Source organism: Paraburkholderia sp. HC6.4b (assembly GCF_014200875.1).
GTDB classification, from domain to species: domain Bacteria; phylum Pseudomonadota; class Gammaproteobacteria; order Burkholderiales; family Burkholderiaceae; genus Paraburkholderia; species Paraburkholderia tuberum.
Genome location: NZ_JACHDC010000008.1, coordinates 227,128 through 247,201 on the forward strand (window position 1 = coordinate 227,128; position 20,074 = coordinate 247,201).

The 20,074-nt window shown below is 62.7% G+C and carries 18 protein-coding genes and 1 pseudogene; 13 read left to right on the plus strand and 6 right to left on the minus strand.

Going from position 1 to position 20,074, the window contains the following annotated elements; all coding sequences use genetic code 11:
- The first annotated feature begins 883 nt into the window (after positions 1 to 883).
- The 6 genes from HDG34_RS14720 to HDG34_RS14745 all read left to right on the plus strand — a co-directional run bounded on the left by HDG34_RS14720 (position 884) and on the right by HDG34_RS14745 (position 7,325).
- Positions 884 to 2,089 carry a cation:proton antiporter gene (locus tag HDG34_RS14720; RefSeq protein WP_090802344.1) on the plus strand — a complete coding sequence of 402 codons (1,206 nt, stop codon included), beginning with the start codon at positions 884 to 886 and terminating at the stop codon, positions 2,087 to 2,089.
- Positions 2,090 to 2,176: 87 nt separating this feature from the next.
- A complete protein-coding gene (locus tag HDG34_RS14725) occupies positions 2,177 to 3,292 on the plus strand; it encodes a YbdK family carboxylate-amine ligase (protein WP_184060988.1) in 1,116 nt (371 codons plus the stop codon).
- A gap of 569 nt (positions 3,293 to 3,861) precedes the next feature.
- Entirely contained in the window at positions 3,862 to 4,500 is a 639-nt protein-coding gene (locus HDG34_RS14730) for a MarR family winged helix-turn-helix transcriptional regulator (protein ID WP_184060989.1), read from the plus strand.
- A gap of 142 nt (positions 4,501 to 4,642) precedes the next feature.
- Complete coding sequence (locus HDG34_RS14735) at positions 4,643 to 5,356, plus strand: glutamine amidotransferase (RefSeq protein ID WP_184060990.1); 714 nt, start codon at positions 4,643 to 4,645, stop codon at positions 5,354 to 5,356.
- A gap of 109 nt (positions 5,357 to 5,465) precedes the next feature.
- A complete protein-coding gene (locus HDG34_RS14740) occupies positions 5,466 to 6,578 on the plus strand; it encodes an NADH:flavin oxidoreductase/NADH oxidase (RefSeq protein WP_184060991.1) in 1,113 nt (370 codons plus the stop codon).
- Between the two features lie 213 nt (positions 6,579 to 6,791).
- Positions 6,792 to 7,325, plus strand: coding sequence for an SET domain-containing protein (locus HDG34_RS14745; RefSeq protein ID WP_184060992.1), 534 nt, complete (start codon positions 6,792 to 6,794; stop codon positions 7,323 to 7,325).
- Positions 7,326 to 7,408: 83 nt separating this feature from the next.
- On the opposite strand, the gene HDG34_RS14750 is transcribed toward HDG34_RS14745, so the two are convergent.
- A complete protein-coding gene (locus tag HDG34_RS14750; RefSeq protein ID WP_184060993.1) occupies positions 7,409 to 8,923 on the minus strand; it encodes a sensor histidine kinase in 1,515 nt (504 codons plus the stop codon).
- Between the two features lie 167 nt (positions 8,924 to 9,090).
- Positions 9,091 to 9,777, minus strand: a complete 687-nt coding sequence (locus HDG34_RS14755) for a response regulator transcription factor (protein WP_013090980.1) — start codon at positions 9,775 to 9,777, stop codon at positions 9,091 to 9,093.
- Between the two features lie 149 nt (positions 9,778 to 9,926).
- On the opposite strand from HDG34_RS14755, the gene HDG34_RS14760 reads away from it, so the two are divergent.
- Positions 9,927 to 10,151 (plus strand): DUF3717 domain-containing protein, encoded by a 225-nt coding sequence (locus HDG34_RS14760; RefSeq protein ID WP_184060994.1) that lies wholly within the window; start codon positions 9,927 to 9,929, stop codon positions 10,149 to 10,151.
- Positions 10,152 to 10,255: 104 nt separating this feature from the next.
- On the opposite strand, the gene HDG34_RS14765 is transcribed toward HDG34_RS14760, so the two are convergent.
- Together HDG34_RS14765 and HDG34_RS14770 are read right to left on the minus strand one after the other, a co-directional pair.
- Positions 10,256 to 10,546 (minus strand): 4a-hydroxytetrahydrobiopterin dehydratase, encoded by a 291-nt coding sequence (locus HDG34_RS14765; protein WP_260321175.1) that lies wholly within the window; start codon positions 10,544 to 10,546, stop codon positions 10,256 to 10,258.
- Between the two features lie 199 nt (positions 10,547 to 10,745).
- A pseudogene (locus tag HDG34_RS14770) lies at positions 10,746 to 10,988 on the minus strand (phenylalanine 4-monooxygenase); the annotation flags it as partial.
- A gap of 150 nt (positions 10,989 to 11,138) precedes the next feature.
- Here HDG34_RS14770 and HDG34_RS14775 point away from each other — a divergent pair.
- Entirely contained in the window at positions 11,139 to 11,630 is a 492-nt protein-coding gene (locus tag HDG34_RS14775; protein WP_184036864.1) for an Lrp/AsnC family transcriptional regulator, read from the plus strand.
- Between the two features lie 87 nt (positions 11,631 to 11,717).
- Here HDG34_RS14775 and HDG34_RS14780 read toward each other — a convergent pair whose 3' ends face one another.
- Together HDG34_RS14780 and HDG34_RS14785 are read right to left on the minus strand one after the other, a co-directional pair.
- Positions 11,718 to 12,254: a class IV adenylate cyclase gene (locus HDG34_RS14780; protein WP_184051682.1), complete on the minus strand. Its 537-nt coding sequence runs from the start codon at positions 12,252 to 12,254 to the stop codon at positions 11,718 to 11,720.
- A 236-nt stretch (positions 12,255 to 12,490) separates the two neighbouring features.
- Positions 12,491 to 13,390, minus strand: coding sequence for a LysR family transcriptional regulator (locus tag HDG34_RS14785; RefSeq protein ID WP_184060995.1), 900 nt, complete (start codon positions 13,388 to 13,390; stop codon positions 12,491 to 12,493).
- A 145-nt stretch (positions 13,391 to 13,535) separates the two neighbouring features.
- Between HDG34_RS14785 and HDG34_RS14790 the strand changes: the two genes are divergently transcribed.
- From HDG34_RS14790 to HDG34_RS14810, 5 genes are all read left to right on the plus strand, one after another.
- Positions 13,536 to 15,089, plus strand: a complete 1,554-nt coding sequence (locus HDG34_RS14790) for a CoA-acylating methylmalonate-semialdehyde dehydrogenase (protein ID WP_260321176.1) — start codon at positions 13,536 to 13,538, stop codon at positions 15,087 to 15,089.
- A gap of 150 nt (positions 15,090 to 15,239) precedes the next feature.
- Positions 15,240 to 16,955 (plus strand): GMC family oxidoreductase, encoded by a 1,716-nt coding sequence (locus HDG34_RS14795; RefSeq protein WP_184060996.1) that lies wholly within the window; start codon positions 15,240 to 15,242, stop codon positions 16,953 to 16,955.
- Positions 16,956 to 17,244: 289 nt separating this feature from the next.
- Positions 17,245 to 18,024, plus strand: coding sequence for an ABC transporter ATP-binding protein (locus HDG34_RS14800; protein ID WP_018418872.1), 780 nt, complete (start codon positions 17,245 to 17,247; stop codon positions 18,022 to 18,024).
- On the plus strand, positions 18,021 to 18,779 hold the full coding sequence (locus HDG34_RS14805; protein ID WP_184036876.1) for an ABC transporter ATP-binding protein: 759 nt from the start codon (positions 18,021 to 18,023) through the stop codon (positions 18,777 to 18,779). The genes HDG34_RS14800 and HDG34_RS14805 overlap by 4 nt, the downstream gene beginning before the upstream one ends.
- Before the next feature lie 62 nt (positions 18,780 to 18,841).
- On the plus strand, positions 18,842 to 20,056 hold the full coding sequence (locus tag HDG34_RS14810) for an ABC transporter substrate-binding protein (protein WP_184060997.1): 1,215 nt from the start codon (positions 18,842 to 18,844) through the stop codon (positions 20,054 to 20,056).
- Positions 20,057 to 20,074 lie beyond the last annotated feature (18 nt).

The window sequence follows — 20,074 nt, forward strand, 5'->3', positions numbered from 1 at the left end:
GGTAAACCAGGTTCCGGCTTATCCACTACCACCTGTGGATAACCGCGCGGTTAACCGGCGCAAGTCGTGTGGAACCGTTGTGGACGTAAACGGGGTAACTGGGACATCGCGAAAAAGTGCGAAAAGTTGCTCGCGTATACCGGCAGCCGCCGCACATGCTGTGCATCCGGTTATGCGGCCGGGAACTCGATGATTTGTTTCGGTAAACATAGGTTATCCACAGAAACCGAGGCAGCTTGTTAACTGTTACTACGTATACATACGGTAAACCAGTAAACAGCAAAGACGGGGGCTAACGCCCCGCCGATCGGGCTAGCTGAATTTCGTTCGAGTTCGCGTAAAACGGATCGCTCGACGCGCTGCGTTAACGACAAAACCGCGCATCGAAATCACCGAAGCAGCGGCAACGCCCCGGAGCGGATTCGCCGTTTGCGACGTGGTCGAAACTGATGCGATACCTCGAAAAAAGGTCGCTTTTTCCGTTCACTGGGAAAATAACGTTCTTTTTTACCGTTTTGCCTGCGAGTTAACGTCTTTTCGGTTAACCCGGAAAAAGCTATGGCACAATCCCCGTTTTTCCGCGTCGTGCCACAGCAACTGACGGCACGCGCAGCAATGGAACGGTGCCGGTCAAACAGAATCTGATTCAAGGTCGACGGCGTTCCTTCAGCATCCCTGTTGCTACTGCCGCATCCCGTGTATGTGCCCGACTCCGTGCGGTTCTTCGCGGCCGTGGCGCATTCCGATCATCCGATCATTGAAACCTCGCAACGCTGATTTCGCGAAGCGCTTGCGACAACGTGCGCTCCCCGTGCGCTCGTGACGGCGTGCGTGTGCGCCGGTTCGTGTCGTCTGCCGTTGCTGCCAAGGAGAACCCATTACGATGAATTCGGCGTTTTCGTTTTTGCCAGCGTGGCCGCTTTCGCCCGACGCCATTTTCTGGGCGGGTCTTGCATTGCTTGCCGCCGGTCTGTGCGGCGAGCTTTGCTATCGCGCGTGGCGTTTACCGCGCATTTCCGGCTATGCGGTGATCGGACTCGTGGCCGGCGCGGCAGGCTTTGGCGTGATCGATGCGGATTCCGCGAGCGCCGCGCGGCCGCTGCTCGACGTCGCGCTCGGCCTGTTGCTGTTCGAACTCGGCAGCCGGCTCGATCTGCGCTGGATCCGCCGTAATCCGTGGCTGATTCTGTCGAGCGTCGCCGAAGCCACGCTGACTTTCGTGCTGGTGCTGCCCGTGTTGCTGTTTCTGCACGTGCCGCTGATGGTCGCGACCGTACTCGCCGCGATCGCGATGGCGACATCGCCCGCGATGGTGATCCAGCTCAAAACCGAACTACGCGCGGAAGGCCAGGTCACGCAGCGTCTTCTGACCTTGACCGCGCTGAACAGCATGTACGCGGTCGTGATCGAAAAGCTCGTGTCGAGCTGGCTGCATCAGGAGGTTTACGGCAACGTGTTCGCGACCATCCTGCAGCCGTTGTACCTGCTGGTCGGCTCGCTCGTGCTCGCGTATCTGCTCGCGCGCACCTGCACGTTCTTCTATCGGCGCCTGAACATGCAGGACGAGCATTCGTTCGTGGCGCTGTTCGGTCTCGTGCTGCTCGCGATCGCGATCGCGCATCTGTTCAAGCTGTCGACGATTCTCGCGCTGCTCGCCGCGGGCATCATCGTGAAGAATCACGAAGTGCGTCCGCAGTTGTGGCCAGAGCATTTCGGCACCGCGGGCTGGCTGCTGACGGTGATCCTGTTCGTGCTGACGCTGACGTCGTTCGAATGGAAGCACATCGCGTTGGGCGGAGTCGCCGCGCTGGGTCTGATCGTTGCTCGCCTCGTCGCGAAGCTGGTCGGCGTGCTGGCGTTCGCGAAGCCGAGCGGCCTGAACTTGAAGCAGGGCATCGCGCTCGGCCTGTCCTTGTCACCGATGTCGGCGCTCGCGTATCTGCTCGTCGACGACACGTACAACCTGTATCCGAACTTCGATCCGCAGCTGCGCGCAATCGCTATGTGTTCGATTTTCGTGCTGCAGATTCTCGGGCCGTGGCTCGTCTATCGCAGCCTCGCGCTCGTCGCCGAGCGGCGCGAGGGGTAAGCGTGAAACGCGCATGGGCTGCCATGCGCGTTTCACGAACCCGTCTTTCAATTCCTTCGCCTCAAACGACCTGACTCAGGGGACGCCATGTCACTCGAACCCTTCATCGACTCGAAACCGTTCACGTTCGGTATCGAGCTCGAAATGCAGATCGTCAATACGCACGATTATGATCTGACCAAAGCCGGCACGGATCTGCTGCGCCTCATCAAGGACGAAAAAATCCCCGGCAATATCACGCCGGAAATCACCGAAAGCATGATCGAGCTGTCGACCGGCATCTGCACGTCGCACGAACAGGCGGTCACCGATCTGCGCAAGATTCGCGACACGCTGGTGTCCGCGGCCGATCATCTGAACGTCGGTCTGTGCGGTGGCGGCACCCATCCTTTCCAGCAATGGAGCGAGCGGCAGATCGTCGATACGCCGCGCTTTCAGTATATTTCCGAGCTATACGGCTATCTCGCGAAGCAGTTCACCGTGTTCGGCCAGCACGTGCACATCGGTTGCCCGAATCCGAACAGCGCGCTGTATCTGCTGCATTCGATGTCGCGCTTCATCCCGCATTTCATTGCGTTGTCCGCGTCGTCGCCTTTCGTACAGGGCGTCGATACCGGATTTCATTCGGCACGTCTGAATTCCGTGTTCGCGTTTCCGCTGTCGGGCCGCGCGCCGTTCGTGCTGACGTGGGACAGCTTCGAGGAGTATTTCTCGAAGATGGTCCACACGGGCGTGGTCAATAGCATGAAGGATTTCTACTGGGATATCCGTCCGAAGCCGGGCTTCGGCACGATTGAGGTCCGCGTGATGGATACGCCGTTTTCGGTGGATCGCGCCGCGGCGATCGCCTGCTACATCCAGACGCTCGCGCGTCATTTGTTGCTCGATAAGCCGATCCTGCCGCAGGAAGACGACTATCTGGTCTACACATTCAACCGTTTCGAAGCCTGCCGCTTCGGACTCGGTGGCACGTGCATCAATCCGCAAACCGGTGAACGCAAGACGATTTCCGAAGATATTCTGGAAACGCTCGAACAGATCGGACCGCATGCGGAAGCGCTCGGCTCGGTGAATGCGCTGGCCGAAGTCGGCGCGATCGCGCGCGGTCAGGTCAACGACGCGACATGGCTGCGCAGTGTGTTTGCGCAGGAAAAGTCCTTGCACGAGGCGGTACGCCAGCAGTGTCTGCAATGGCGCGCCTAGTCGCGAAGACTTCATGAAACCGTTTGCGTGCGCCAGCTACGCGACGTTCCGACGAAACCCGCCGCGTGCGGGTTTTTTTTCGTAAGAAATTTTTATGGTTTTTCGCGCGCGCAACCCTTCAGATTTTTCGAAAGTTTACGTATACCAGCGTAGTAGTCGTAAGCAGGCATTGCCAAAGGCTGTGGACAACTGAATAATTTCCTGCAAAGTCAATGCGCTGGGGAAATGATAACTGGGCTCGTAAAACGGGCTCCGGCCACGCCTGGCAAGCGCAACCGAGGAAACGTTCAACACGCTGCAAGTGCTTGTTGCAAAACGGTACACAGGCTGTCCAAGCGTTTTCCCCTGCTTATCCACAGCTCGCGTTGGATAAGTTAGCTGTACGATTAGCCGCTGTCGCATAGAATGTCGTTTTTCGCCGCCTTCGGCTTCCAGGACGGTGTATTTTTGAGATAGTACAAACGGTTTCATCCGCGGTTGGACGAAGCTACCCCACACACGCAACGGGTGTACTCCGGCAGGCAGCCGCCGGCATTGCACCAAAGCGGTAAATAAACGAATCGAAGATTATGAGCGAAGGCGTATACGGAGAACAGGCAGCCGGGCGAGTGACCCACAGCCTCTTGCGATTGAGCACGGCGATGCGAAGCCAGGCTTGGGAATGGGCGGAAGGCGCGGGCCTTACGCCGACCCAGGGCGAGATCCTCGTGCTGTTGATGCAACGTAAGGGGCCGATGCGTCTCGGCGAAATCGCGCGTGAAACGGCGCTGACTGCCGCGACCACCAGCGATGCGGTCAGCACGCTCGAGACCAAGGGCCTCGTCGAAAAGCGTCGCGCACTCGACGACGGTCGCGCGCTCGCGGTACGTCTGACCTCGCGTGGCCGCACCGCTGCCAAACGCGCCGCGCAATGGCCGGACTTCCTCTCGAAGGCGGTCGGTACGCTGCGCGACGACGAGCAGTCCGTGTTCTATCGCACGCTGCTCAAGACCATCTATCAGCTCGAAGCGCAAAACACGATTCCGCCGCATCGTATGTGCCTGAGCTGCACGCATTTCCAGCCGAGCAAGAATCCGAAGAAGACGCCGCATCACTGCGCGCTGCTCGACCTGAACATGTTGGACACCGATGTGCGTCTCGACTGCTCCGTGCATGAAACGGCGGACGTCGCTACCCAGAAGAAGACCTGGAAGATCTTCGCCCAATAACCGGCGTCTTCCTGGGCAATCCGCTAACATGGCCTGGCCGGCGACGGCGGGCGGTATGCGCCGCCTGCTTGCCGGCTGGTGCCGTGCAAGGATAAAGTCGTTGGCGGCAGCTCGTTAGTCAACCTGAAGATAGGGCAGGCCGATGAATCGGGAAGTACTCGCCATCCGCCATGTGCACTTCGAGGATCTGGGCAGTCTTGAGCTCGTGCTCGGCGAGCGCGGGCGTCCGGTCCGTTATCTCGATGTGGGCGTTGCCCGTATCGAGGCGCCCAATCCGGTTGCCGCGTCGCTGATGGTCGTGCTGGGCGGCCCCATCAGCGCTACCGACGACGCGCTGTACCCCACGCTCGCGCCGCTGCTGTCGTTGATCGAAAAACGCATCGAGGCCGGTCTGCCGACACTCGGTATCTGCCTTGGCGCACAACTGCTCGCGCGGGCGCTCGGTGCGCGCGTCTACCCCGCGGCTCAGGCCGAACTCGGCTGGACGCCGCTCACGCTGACCGATGCCGGCCGCGCCTCGCCGCTGCGTCATCTCGATGGCGCTCATACCTCGATGCTGCATTGGCACGGCGACACCTTCGATCTGCCAGCCAACGCCACCCGTCTGGCATCGACTCCGGCTTGCGAGAATCAGGCCTTCGCATGGGGCGATCACGTACTGGGCTTACAGTGTCATCCCGAGATCCGCACCGATCGGTTCGAACCTTGGCTGATAGGGAATGCGAACGAACTCTCGGGCCACGGCATCGACGCGCGTCAGTTGCGCGCCGACACCGGCCGATACGGTCCCGTGCTCGAAGCCGCCGCGTGCCGCATGTTCGGCGAATGGCTCGATCACGTCGAGACGCAAGCCTGAATGGCTAGCCGAATGGCGACGTAAGCGTCCAGCCAGGTGCCACGTTCATGCAGTAAACCGCGTGCGGTGCTATCCTCGATCGCTCTCGGGCTTTCACTGGGCGTAATCCATGAGCGCGCTTTTCTCTCCGCTCACGCTGCGTAGCGTGACGCTTCCCAATCGGATCGTCGTCTCCCCAATGTGCCAGTACTCCGCCGAACGCGGCGAAGCGACCGCCTGGCACATGATTCACCTCGGCGGTCTCGCGCTGTCCGGCGCGGGCATGCTGTGCATCGAAGCAACCGCCGTCGAGCCGGACGGGCGCATCACCCCCGGCGATCTCGGCTTGTGGGACGACGCGACCGAAGAGGCGCTCGTGCCGGTGCTGGCCGCGATCCGCAAGCATTCGCACGTCAACGTGACGATGCAACTGGCGCACGCGGGCCGCAAGGCATCGAGCCACGTGCCGTGGGAAGGCGGCCAGCTGATTGCGGTGTCGCAAGGCGGGTGGCTGCCGCATGCGCCATCGGCGCTGCCGCACAAGCCGGGCGAGGAGCCGCCGCTCGCGCTCGATGTCGTCGGCCTGAACCGGATTCGCGAGGCGTTCGCCGCGTCCGCGCGGCGTGCCGCGCGTCTTGGCATCGATGCGCTCGAAGTGCATGCCGCCCATGGCTATCTGCTGCATCAGTTCCTGTCGCCGATCGCCAATCAGCGCACCGACGACTACGGCGGCTCGGTCGAAAACCGCATGCGTTTTCCGCTCGAAATCTTCGACATCGTGCGTGCCGCATTTCCTGCCGACAAACCGGTCGGCGTGCGCGTGTCGGCGACGGACTGGGTCGAAGGCGGCTGGACGCTCGAAGACACGATCGCGTTTGCACACGAGCTGGAAAAGCGCGGCTGCGACTGGATCGACGTGTCGTCGGGCGGTGTCTCGCCGCTGCAGCAAATTCCGCTCGAGCCAGGCTATCAGATTCCGTTCGCGAAGGCGGTCAAGCACGCCACCGGTCTGACGACGATCGGCGTCGGACTCATCACTGATCCGCTGCACGCCGAGCAGCTGATCGAAACGGGCGATGCCGATCTGATCGCGCTGGCTCGCGCGCTGCTCTATAACCCGCGCTGGCCGTGGCACGCCGCCGCTAACCTCGGTGCGACCGTCGAAGCGCCGCCGCAGTACTGGCGTTCACAACCGCGTGAGCAGAAAGCGCTGTTCGGCGACATTTCGTTTGGTCAACGGTGACGCCCGTCGCATGTTGAACAAACGCATCGGCTGACGGTTGAAGGAAGCCGTGGACAACGTGTAGGATGCCGGTTGTGGCGCGGTGCGCGTCGCAAGTCGACGCGGCGCTTTCAGGGCGCCGCGTTTGCTATTCGCGTCAGAAAAAAGCCGCGCGCACGACGTGCCTGACGATTGCCAGATTTGATTCCCCAGTTCTTCACAAGGATTCATTCAATGAATTCACGCAGGATCGCCGTGCGCCGTTCGGGTGTGCACGGCAAAGGCGTGTTTGCTCTCGAACCGATCGCGGCCGGCGAGCGACTGATCGAATACAAGGGCGAGCGGATTACCTGGAAAGAAGCGTTGCGCCGCCATCCGCATAATCCGGCTGAACCGAATCACACGTTTTATTTCGCGCTGGATAACGGCAAGGTCATCGACGGCAAGGTGAACGGCAATAGCGCGCGCTGGATCAATCATTCATGCGCGCCGAACTGCGAAGCCGAGGAAATCGACGGACACGTGTACGTGCATGCGCTGCGCGATATCGCGGAGGGCGAGGAAGTCTTTTACGACTACGGCCTCGTGATCGACGCGCGTCAGACGAAAAAGCTGAAAAAGGAATACGAATGCCGCTGCGGCGCGCGCAAGTGCCGCGGCACGATGCTGGCACCGCCGCAGAAGGGCAAGGGCGGCGGCAAGTCGGGTAAAGGCGCCGACAAGGCGGAAAAGTCGAGCAAATCGGCGAAGAAATCGAAGAAGAAATGAGCCGCGGGTCGGTGCGCGGCGGTAGCTGTCTGCGCTGATCGAAGCGCTGAGGCGAACGCCGCCGCGGCAGCCGGGCAAACTTTCTACAAATCGACCGGCGCCGAGTGCGCCGGTTTTTTCGTGGCGCGCCGTGCGTTGGCATCGTTGGCGGTGGCAGCGCCTGCGGACGCACCGGGCGGCAGCAACGGAATCCTCACGATAAAGCGTGCGCCGCCCTCCGGTGCGTCCTCGTAATGCACGCTGCCATGATGCAGCACCATGATGTCGTGGACGATCGCGAGGCCCAGACCCGCGCCGCTGTCGACGCCCGCCTCGGTCTGCCCGTCGCCGCGGAAGAATCGCTTGAACAGATCCGACTGCTGCGAACGCGGCACGCCCGGCCCGTTGTCTTCGACGACGATCTCGGCCATGCGCAGATCGTCGATCAGCGTCTGCGAAACTGTGACCGTGATACGCCCGCCGTCGACCCGCGAAGGCGGCACATACTTCAGCGCGTTATCGAGCAGATTCGCGATCACTTCATGGAGCAGCACAGGGTTGCCGCGCGCCATCAGCGGGTCATCGTTGGACGGATCGTCGAGGCGCTGGAAGCCGAGGTCCACGTGTACCGGTAGCGCGCGCGGCACCCATTCGGCGCCGGTGTCGAACGCGAGCGCGGCCATGTCGACATTGACGAAGCGGGCCGCCTGTTCGCCCGGCTCGGCGCGCGCGAGCGACAGCAATTGATTCGACAGCCGCACGGCGCGATCGGCCGCGGCGCGCAGTTCGCGCACGGCAGCGAGCGTCTGCTGTGGATCGCGTGCGACGACCGCCTGCTCCGCATGCAGCTTCACGGCGGTGAGCGGCGTGCGCAGCTGATGCGCGGCATCGGCGATGAATTTACGTTGCGCATCGAGGGCGGCTTTCAGACGATCGAGCAACGCGTTCAGCGCGCCCGTCAGCGGACGGATCTCGACCGGCACATAGGTTTCGTCGACCGGCTCGAGCGACGTGTGCGTTTGCCGGTTCAGCGAATCGGCGAGCGCCGTCAGCGGATTGAGCTGCTGATTGACGACGCGCCACACGATCACCCAGCCGGCTAGCAGCAGCAGCAATAACGGCATCATGATCGCGATGAGGAACTCGGCGGCGATGCGGAAGCGGTGATGCACGGGCTGGCCGACTTCGACGACGATCGGATTACCGCTCGGCTGATCGACGCGCACCTGAGCGACCCGCACGGTCACGCCTTCGTGCTGCGTCTCGAACACGTACGCGTAATGCATGCGGCGCACGTTGGTGCCTTGCAGCGGCAGATTGTGATCGCCGGCGATTTCGGTGTCACCGGTGCTGATCCGGTAGACCAGATGCTCGACGGGGTCGGAGAACATCGCCTGCGCGAGCGGTGGCACCGTGATCGGCGCTTCCGGTCCGGCAATCTGGATCTGTTTGGAGATCGCGGTCGCGAGGTCCGCGAGCGAACGGTCGACCACGTGCTGCGTGTACTGCCATGCGAGCCAGTAAGCGATCAGGCCGCTCATCAGCGCGAGCAGCGACAGGGGAGCAGCGAGGCGCCGCAGCAGCGTGCGGCGCAGACTATTGGCGGCCGGCTGGTGCATGATCGAACGCGCGGGAAAGTTGTGACTGCGGTGGCAACTGCGGTAGTAATGGCGCGAGGCGCCTTGAGACGGCCCGGGGCCCGGCACAAGGCGCCGAGGGCACAGCCGATGCGCGGCGCCGCTCCGGCGCCGTCAGGCCGCGACGCAATGCGCGGCCTTCACGACGATCATGCGGCCTGGCGAATTTCCTGCAACAGGTAGCCAAAGCCACGCACGGTGACGATTTCGACACGGCAGTTCTCGAGCTTCTTGCGCACGCGGTGCACGTAGACTTCGATCGCGGTATCGCCGAGGTCGCCGCCGAAGTGTGTCAGATGATCCTGTAGTTGCGCCTTGCTGACGACGCGGCCGTGACGCAGCAGCAGCATTTCGAGCACCGCGAATTCGCGCGGCGACAGTTCGAGCGGTTTGTCGTCGTTGAAGATGCGGCGGTCGACGCCCGACAGCCGCACGCCGCCCAGCGACACTTCCGGACGCGGCATGTCACCGTGCGGACCGCTGCGGCGCATCACCGCGCGAATACGCGCTTCGAGCTCGGCCGGCTCGAACGGCTTCAGCATGTAGTCGTCCGCGCCCGAGTTCAGGCCTTGCACGCGGTCGTTCAGTTCGTCGCGCGCGGTCAGGATGATCACCGGCGTGTGACGGTTGCTCTGGCGGAAACGCGACAGCAGCGTCATGCCGTCGATGCCCGGCAGACCCAGATCGAGGATCACGAGTTCGTGGCGATTTTGCGTGAGGGCCTGCTCGGCAAAGATGCCGTCATGGACCATGTCGACGGTGAAGCCGGCTTGTTCGAGACTGCTTTGGATGCCGCGTGCGATGGGGCGGTCATCTTCGATCAGAAGGAGTCGCATGGATTTCGCTCAAGTACAATGGGTTTAGGCGTTTGGGCAAGCGGTTCGCCGGGGCGCCTGCTACACAGCCAGCGTGCGAAGCGGCGGCAGACGCGCCACGAAGCAGCTGTCGAGCCGAATCGAAGCACCGTGCCAGCCATCACGAAGTCATGTCCGAGATCAGCATTCACGAACTGGAAGCCGCGATCAACTTCTGGCGCACCCGCTCACCTTCAAGCGGCGACGAACACGTTCTGTGCAAGGAGGCAAGCGCGCTCTCCAAGCCGTATGCGCTGCTGATTGTACAGCGTCAGCCGTCGCTATCACTCGATCGTTTCGACCCGATTGCACGGCAGGCCTGGGAAGCTTACGTTCAACTTAAGAATAGCCTGTAGAACTGAAGGTTTACCTAAGGAATTGCCTGCATTGTCCTTTCATGGTCACCTGATTAGGCGGCGAGTTATGCATAAACACGCATAAAGGCCCGTAATTATTGGTATTACATAGTAATCCCGTCGATGAATGCGGCAAGCGCGATGTCGCGTTCGGTCACGCCGTTCGCTTCATGGGTGGACAGCGTGATGTCGACCTTGTTGTACACGTTGAACCACTCGGGATGGTGGTCCATCTCCTGCGCCTTGATCGCGACGCGCGTCATGAAGCCGAAGGCCTCGTTGAAGTCGGCGAACTCGAACGCGCGGCGAATCGCATCACGCTCAGCCACGTTTTGCCAGCGATTCAGTTTCGCCAGTTGCTGGGTTCGCTCGTCGGAAGTCAGTTTCTGAATCATGGTGTTACCTCGCTCGTGGAACACGCTCGCCGGCAGGCGGACGAATCCGTCATTTTTTCATGGTTGCGCAACGCTCGCCGCACGCTGGGCCGGATCGGTTTGCGATGGATTTTCGTTCAAACGTCGCCGCCGGTGTTCCAACCCTCGCGGGTTCCGCGCGTAATCACGCAGTCAACAGGTCGCCCGCCGCGTAGGCAGGTGCGTTGACGTCTTCGAAGGACGGCACGCGCTCCGACGGCAGGCCGATGCGCTCGACGCCCGCGAAGAATTCATCGCAGACACGGCCTTCGAGCAAGGCTGTTTGGCGCGCGTACAGTTGTCGCCAGCCCGCATGGTCAACCGTGCCGTAGCACTCAAGCGGCTGATCGATCGTGAAGTCGGCGCGGGTCTCGAGACCGGCGTCGAACTGTTCCTTGAGTTTGGCGGTGCTGGCGGTGGACATGGCGAGGCTGCCGTAACAAGACGGATTGCATGAGATCGGTGTATGCGAGTGTAGAGCGGAGCACGTGCGGAAAGGGCGCAAGTTTCGCGTATAAGCGGATAGTTATGCGATAATCGTCTGTTGAATGGCAGATTAATGCGGGATATCACCATGCTTGAACTCGACCACTTCGATCTCGCGCTGCTCGACGTGCTGCAGCGCTTCGGCCGCGCCACGCATCAGCAGTTGGCGGAGCAGGTGCCGCTGTCGCCGTCGCAGATCGGGCGACGCCTGCAACGGCTGGAACAGGTCGGCGTGGTGGATGGCTATCGCGTCGTGCTGCGGCCCGAAAAGCTTGGGCTCGGTGTCACCGCTTTCACGAGCCTGAAGCTGAAGCATCACGGCGATTCGATCATCGAGCAGTTTCAGCACCAGATCGACTTGCTGCCCGAAGTGCTCGAATGTCACGCGGTCGTCGGCGATGCCGACTATCTGCTGCGCATTGTCGCGCCGGATCTGAATTACCTGTCGACCTTCGTGATGAAGAAGCTGATGCGCGTGCCGGGTGTCGATAGCGTGCGCTCGAATATCGTGCTGACCACGTTCAAGCGCAATGGGCCGTTGCCGCTCGGGCATCTGGCGCCGGGGGCGGCGGCGGTTTGAGGGTTCGAAGCCGTTGCCGGCAGTGCCGACTGACAGGAAGAGGGGAGCCGCGCATGCCTTGCCGCGGCCCCTGCGGTGACGGGATCTCTATGCCGCCCGCTGCGGCTCGTCGTCGGCATTCAGCAGATCGACATACGCGACCGGCACCAGATCCGCTTCCGATACGCCAAGGCTCTTGAACATCGCTTGTGCTTCCGCGTGGCCGCCTTCTTCGTCGTCGTCCTGCGCGAGCACCACTTCGAGTTCGACGAAATCGCCGAGACCGTCGACGCGATCCAGATGAATCCGCGTGCGCCCGCTCAGATATACGTGCCGCTCTTTCGAGACGATGCCGCGCGTGGTCAGCGCGGTCGCGAGCAGCGCATGCATCGCTTCGGGATTCGTCACCGGACTGCGCGTGTAGTACGACGCCTTCGGGCCGTCGCGGTCGTCGCGCTGATAGAAGATCAGCTCGGCCGGCGTGCCGTCGTCGAACTGGCGCAGCTTCAGGCGGCCGCGCGGCACGTCGTAGAAAAAGTCCTGCTGGCGGAAGATCAGCGGCGCGTCCGTCGCGAGCTGTGCGGCGCGCTCGCGCAGTTGGTCGAAATGCTGGGCGCGGGCTTTGATTTCGATGTTGCGTGCCATGTCAGGCTCCTGTGGATGGGGGAAGTGACCGGCGGCTCCGGAGTTGCTGGTGTTGCCGGGCGGAGGCCGCCGGGAAGGACGAAGCCAGGCGGAACGGAAAGCTGCGAGGGCGCTGCGCGAGCGCAAACCGCTAATCTAGCAAAAACTTCGTGACGGAGCGGTTTCAGCTCGGCGGACAAGTGGGAGAGGGCGGGCATTAGCGAGACTCATATCGCAACGCGTCAGACCGTCCCCGCTCAAATCGCCCACTGCTGTTCGATCAGCTTCAACGCCGCCGCGATCGCTGGCTCGTCCTTGCGCTCGTCGAGCGTGATGAAGCTCAGCTGCGTCGGCACCGTTATGCCATCGACGATCGTCAGCGCGTGCGCATGCGCCTCCGCGATCGCGGTTGCATCGCGCGCAAGCGTGAGACCGACGCCCGATTTGACCAGATCGAGCATCGACGGCTCCTGGTCCACCTCGGCCACCTTGACCGGCTTCACACCGGCTTCGCCGAAACAGCGCGACAGCAGCCGGTTGTGCGCGGACGCCGGCGGCGTCCAGATCCACGGCAGCGCCGCGAGCGAGCGCCAGTCTCGCGCACCCTTCACGCGATCTTTCCAGCCCGCCGGCGCGAGCACGCGATACTGGAAATGCGTGAGCGTGACCGCGTGAAACGTGGCGCCGTCGCGCGTCTCGTCGTCGGCGGGCAGGCCAATGTAATAGCCGACGTCGAGCTCGCCCGCGCGAATCTGTTCGCGCACCCAGCCCGACATGCCGTGGCGCAGCGCGGTTTCGATCTGCGGCCAGGTCTCGACGAGCTGCTTCAGGAAACCGCCGAGGCGCAAAAACTCCGGGTCGAGAATGGTGCCGATGCGCAGGCGCCCGCGTACTTCCTGGCGCAGCGTCTGCGCCGCCCGCTGCACGTCGGCTGCCGCGCCGAGCGCGCGTTCGGCATGCGGCAGCAGCGCCTGGCCGTCGCGTGTCAGCGCGAGCCCGTGCGAAGTCCGCGTGAACAGCGTCACGCCGAGCGTCTCCTGTAAGTGCTTGATTTGCAGGCTGACGGCAGGTTGGGTCAGATGCAGTTGCACCGCGGCACGCGTAAGGTTGCCCTCGCGTGCGACGGTGACGAAGGCCCTAAGGAGAGTCAGATCCATATGCTGATATTAGCTCGGCTTATAGCGCAGATGAGCATTACTTATTGGATTTGTCGCTTGTAAGGGCCGTACGCTTGGTGTTCAGCACGCTTGTGCGCGCGGCATCGCGCGCGAAGCGGAAGATTTCACAGGAAAGAGGAACGAGATGAGCGAGACATATTCCAACGCAACCGCGCAGGACGAAGCCGCACGCAGCGCGGCGAGTGCACGCGCGCTGAGCCATTTCATCAACGGCAAGACGGTCGAAGGCACGAGCGGGCGCTTCGGCGACGTCTTCAATCCGGCGCTCGGCAGCGTCAGCGCGCGCGTGCCGCTCGCGAGCGTCGCCGAGGTGGACGCCGCGGTCGCTGCCGCCAAAGCCGCGTTTCCCGCCTGGAGCGAAACCGCGCCGATCAAACGCGCGCGGGTGCTGTTCAAGTTCAAGGAACTGCTCGACCGTCATCACGATGAGCTCGCGGAGCTGATCACGCGCGAGCACGGCAAGGTGTTTTCCGACGCCAAGGGCGAGGTGATGCGCGGCATCGAGATCGTCGAATTCGCGTGCGGCATCCCGAATCTGCTGAAGACCGATTTCACCGATCAGATTGGCGGCGGCATCGACAACTGGAATCTGCGGCAGCCGCTCGGCGTGGTCGCGGGCATCACGCCGTTCAATTTCCCGATGATGGTGCCGTGCTGGATGTTCCCCGTCGCGCTCGCGTGCGGCAACACCTTCGTGCTGAAACCGTCCGAACGCGATCCGTCCGCGTCGAACCGGCTCGCCGAACTGCTGAAGGAAGCCGGCCTGCCGGACGGCGTGTTCAACGTCGTGCACGGCGACAAGGTCGCGGTCGACGCGCTGCTCGTGCATCCGGAAGTCAGCGCGCTGTCGTTCGTCGGCTCCACGCCGATCGCCGAATACATCTACACCGAAGGCACGAAGCGCGGCAAGCGCGTGCAGGCGTTGGGCGGTGCCAAGAATCACCTCGTCGTAATGCCCGACGCCGATCTCGACCAGGCCGTCGACGCCCTGATCGGCGCCGCCTACGGCTCGGCCGGCGAGCGCTGCATGGCGATTTCGGTGGCGGTCGCGGTGGGGCATATCGCCGATGAGCTGATCGAGCGTCTGACGCCGCGCGTGAAGAACCTGAAGATCCTCGACGGCATGGAAGCGGCGGCCGAGATGGGGCCGCTCGTCACCGGCGCGCATCGCGACAAGGTGCTCGGCTATATCGACGCTGGCGTCGCCGCGGGCGCGAAGCTCGTCGTCGATGGGCGCGGTCATCAGGTCGCGGGGCACGAGAAGGGTTTCTTCCTCGGCGGCACGCTGTTCGACGACGTGTTACCCGACATGAAGATCTACCGCGAGGAGATTTTCGGACCGGTGCTGTGCGTCGTGCGCGTGCCCGACTTCGCCTCCGCAGTCGAACTGATCAACGCGAATCAGTTTGCGAACGGCGTGTCCCTGTTCACGTCCGACGGCGGCATTGCACGCGCGTTTTCCCGACAGATCGAGATCGGCATGGTCGGCATCAACGTGCCGATTCCGGTGCCGATGGCCTGGCATTCGTTCGGCGGCTGGAAGAAGTCGCTGTTCGGCGATCATCATGCGTACGGCGAGGAAGGCGTGCGGTTTTACACGCGCTACAAGAGCATCATGCAGCGCTGGCCTGACAGCATCGCGAAGGGCGCCGAATTCACGATGCCGGTCGCCAAGTAAGCTAGCGGCTTTGCGCGGCATCAAGTCGGCAAGCGCGCCAGGAAAACAATAAATGAGCAATAAAAGCGCAATAAAAGCGCTTCGCGGCGCACGCGTGGAAGCGATCGAGCAGCCACGCGTGCGCCGCAAAAATGCTTAGGAGGCTGAACGATGAGTCATACCGACAGTACGCCTCGCGCCGCACGGCGACTCGAAGGCGAGTTCGACTACGTCATCGTCGGCGCGGGTACCGCCGGCTGCGTGCTGGCGAACCGGCTCACCGAAGATCCCGACATCCACGTGCTGCTGCTCGAAGCCGGGGGGAAGGACGACTATCACTGGATTCACGTGCCGGTCGGCTACCTGTATTGCATCGGCAATCCGCGCACGGACTGGCTGTACAAGACCCAGGCCGAGCCGGGTCTGAACGGCCGCACGCTGTCGTATCCGCGCGGGCGTGTGCTCGGCGGCAGTTCGTCGATCAACGGCATGATCTACATGCGCGGTCAGCGGGAAGACTACGACGAGTGGGCGCGTGTGACGAACGACAGGACGTGGTCCTGGAACGCGGTGCTGCCGGTCTTCAGGCGCAGCGAGGATCACCACGGCGGCGCCAACGAAGCGCACGGCGCGGGCGGACCGTGGCGCGTCGAGAAGCAGCGCCTCAAATGGAAGATTCTCGAAGAGTTCGCGCAAGCCGCGCAGCAAACCGGCATCCCCGCCACCGACGATTTCAATCGCGGCGATAACACCGGCGTCGGCTACTTCGACGTCAACCAGAAGCGTGGCATTCGCTGGAATGCGTCGAAGGCATTTTTGCGGCCCGCGTTGAAGCGGGAGAACCTCACTGTCATCACCGGCGCCCACACGCAGCGTGTCGTGTTCGATGGCCGCCGCTGCACCGGAGTCGAATATCGTGGCGGCGAGGTCGACTATCTCGCCAAAGCGCGTTGCGAAGTGATCCTTTCCGCCGGCGCGGTCAACTCGCCGCAACTGCTCGAATTGTCCGGTGTCGGCAATGGCGCGCGTCTGCAGAATCTCGGCATCGAGGTCGTTCAGGATCTGCGCGGTGTCGGTGAAAATCTGCAGGACCATCTGCAACTGCGCATGGCGTATCAGGTGCAGGGCGTGCGCACGCTGAATACGATGTCCGCGCACTGGTGGGGCAAGCTGATGATCGGCATGCAGTACGCGTTGTTTCAGAGCGGACCGATGTCGATGTCGCCGTCGCAACTTGGCGCGTTCGCGAAGTCCGACGCCGACGATCGCTCGCTGTCGCGACCCGATCTCGAGTATCACGTGCAGCCTTTGTCGCTTGATCGCTTCGGGGAACCGCTGCATCGCTTCAATGCGTTCACGGCTTCGGTGTGTCAGCTGCGCCCCACGTCGCGCGGCAGCATTCATATTGCGTCGGCCGATGCTTGCGCGCCACCGTTGATCGCGCCGAACTATCTGTCGACCGACTACGACCGCCACGTCGCCGCGAACGCGCTACGTCTGACGCGTCGCATCGTCGCGGCGCCCGCGCTCGCGCGCTATCAGCCGCGGGAGATCCTGCCGGGCCTCCAGTATCAAAGTGAAGAAGAATTGCAGCAGGCCGCGGGCGCGGTCGGCACGACGATCTTCCATCCGGTCGGCACCTGCCGCATGGGCACGACCGACGATCCCGCCGCGGTCGTCGACAATCGGCTACGAGTTATCGGAGTCGAGGGCTTGCGTGTCGTCGATGCGTCGGTGATGCCCAACATCACGTCAGGTAACACCAATTCGCCGACGCTGATGATCGCCGAGCGCGCCAGCGACATGATCCGCGAGGATCGTCGCGCGCGCGTGAGCGGCAGCATGGCCGCGCATACCGGTGTTGCCGCGTCGATGTCAGCTGTGTGACATGACTCGGTGAGCGCACCAGTCAGGTTTTCCGCCGCGTACGTGAAGCGTGTGAACCGCGCGTCACATACGCACGGCGCGGGCCTCGTTCCCTAAGTGCAAATCCCAATGATTGCGCTGCATCATTGGCGCGACAATGGCAGCCATGCTGCGTGCCGCGCCATGGCTCACCGTCCGGATTGGTGCAGCACGCCAACGAGCGGCAAGGGGTGCCGCAAAAATAACAAGTCGCGCGGAGCTTCGCGCGGAAAGATCGTAGTGCTTCGCCTTACTCCGTATGGAAGGGAACATGATTCTCGGCGATACGATTCTCGAAACGCGCGGTCTCACCCGCGAGTTCAAAGGCTTTGTCGCCGTGAACGGCGTGAACCTGCGCGTGCGCCGCGGCTCGATCCATGCGCTGATCGGCCCCAATGGAGCGGGCAAGACCACCTGCTTCAATCTGCTCACCAAATTTCTCGAACCCACCGCGGGCCAGATCGTTTTCAACGGTGTCGATATCACCGGCGAACGGCCAGCTCAGATCGCGCGGCGCGGCATCATCCGTTCGTTCCAGATTTCCGCGGTATTTCCGCATCTGACGGCATTGCAGAACGTGCGCATCGGGTTGCAGCGCTCGCTCGGCACCGCGTTTCACTTCTGGAAGAGCGAGCGTACGTTGCGCCGTCTGAACGATCGCGCGATGGATCTGCTGACCCAGGTCGGCCTGACCGATTTCGCCGATGTGTTGACGGTCGAGCTCGCCTACGGCCGCAAGCGCGCGCTCGAAATCGCGACCACGCTCGCGATGGAGCCGGAACTGATGCTTCTCGACGAGCCCACGCAAGGCATGGGTCATGAGGACGTCGATCGCGTGACCGCGCTGATCAAGAAAGTGTCGGCCGGACGCACGATCCTGATGGTCGAACACAATATGAATGTGATCGCCGGTATCTCCGACACGATCACCGTGCTGCAACGGGGTGAAGTGCTCGCCGAGGGCAGCTACGCGGAAGTGTCGAAGAATCCGCTCGTGATGCAAGCCTACATGGGCAGCGCCGACGCGGCGCTCGCCGGAGCCCACGCATGAATACGACGGTCGAGCGCGAAGGCCTCGAAGCGAACGAAACGAAAAGCGGCGCACCCGCGCTGGAAATCGCGGGACTGCAAGCCTGGTACGGGGAATCCCACATTCTGCACGGCGTCGATCTGTCGGTCGGCCGCGGCGAGGTCGTGACGCTGCTCGGGCGCAATGGCGCGGGCCGCACCACGACGCTACGCGCGATCATGGGCCTCACGGGTCGCCGTACCGGCTCGATCCGTATCGACGGACGCGAAACGGTCGGCTTGCCCACGCATCGCATCGCGCATTGCGGCATCGGCTATTGCCCGGAAGAGCGCGGCATTTTTTCGAGCCTGTCGTGCGAGGAAAATCTGCTGCTGCCGCCGCCCGTCGGCGACAAGGCGCGCATGATGTCGCTCGAGGAAATCTACGCGATGTTCCCGAATCTGCACGAGCGGCGCATGAGTCAGGGCACGCGGCTCTCGGGCGGCGAACAACAGATGCTCGCGGTCGCGCGGATTCTGCGCACTGGCGCGAATCTGCTGCTGCTCGACGAAATCTCGGAAGGGCTCGCGCCCGTGATCGTGCAGGCGCTCGCGCGCATGATCGTTACGCTGAAGGCGCGCGGCTACACGATCGTGATGGTTGAGCAGAACTTCCGCTTCGCCGCGCCGCTCGCGGATCGTTTCTATGTGATGGAGCACGGCATGATCGTCGAGCATTTCGGGGCTAGCGAACTCGAAGGCAAGATGCCGGTGCTGCACGATTTACTGGGCGTATAGACACGGGCACACGCGCGCCCGACTGCCTCTGATAACCACAAGCGAAGAACCAGGAGACATGCATGAAAAAGAACCCACTCGCGCGAATTGCCTCACTCTGTTTCGCAGTCGCCGCCGGCACCGCACTGACGCTGGGCAGCGCGCAAGCGGCCGACGATGCTGTAAAGATCGGCTTCATCACGGACATGTCGGGGCTGTACGCGGATATCGACGGGCAGGGCGGTCTTGAAGCGATCCGGATGGCGGTCGCCGACTTCGGCGGCAAGGTCAACGGCAAGCCGATCACGGTGCTGTACGCGGATCACCAGAACAAGGCGGACATCGCGGCATCCCGCGCTCGCGAGTGGTTCGACCGCGACGGCGTGGACATGGTGATCGGCGGCACGAACTCGGCGACCGCGCTGTCGACTAACACCGTCGCGGGCGAGAAGCACAAGGTCTATATCAGCGTCGGCGCCGGCGCCGATACGTTGACCAACGAGCAATGCACGCCGTACACGATCCACTACGCATACGACACGACCGCGCTCGCGAACGGCACGGGCTCGGCCGTGACGAAGCAGGGCGGCAAGACCTGGTACTTCCTGACGGCAGACTACGCATTCGGCAAGGCGCTCGAAAAAGCGACCGCGGAGGTCGTGAAGGCGAACGGCGGCCAGGTGCTCGGCGAGGTGCGTCATCCGCTGTCGGCGTCGGACTTCTCATCGTTCCTGTTGCAGGCGCAGGCGTCGAAGGCACAGGTCCTCGGCCTCGCGAACGCGGGCGGCGACACGATCAACGCGATCAAGGCCGCGAAGGAATTCGGCATCACCAAGACGATGAAGCTCGCCGCGCTGCTGATGTTCATCAACGACGTGCACAGCCTCGGTCTCGAAACGACGCAAGGTCTGGTGCTGACCGACAGCTGGTACTGGAACAAGGACGCCGACACGCGCAAGTGGTCGCAGCGGTACTTCGACAAGATGAAGAAGATGCCGTCGAGCCTGCAGGCTGCCGACTACTCGGCGGCGATGAACTATCTGAAGGCGGTGCAGGCGGTGGGCTCGACCGATCCGGACAAGGTGATGGCGCAGTTGCACAAGACGAAGATCGACGACTTCTACGCGAAGGGCTACATCCGTCAGGACGGCAGCATGATCCACGACATGTACCTGATGCAGGTGAAGACGCCGGCCGAATCGAAGGAGCCGTGGGATTACTACAAGATCACTGCGACGATTCCGGGCGATCAGGTCTTCACGACCAAGGCGCAGACCCGCTGCGCGCTGTGGAAGTAAGCGCGGGCGCAGTAAGCG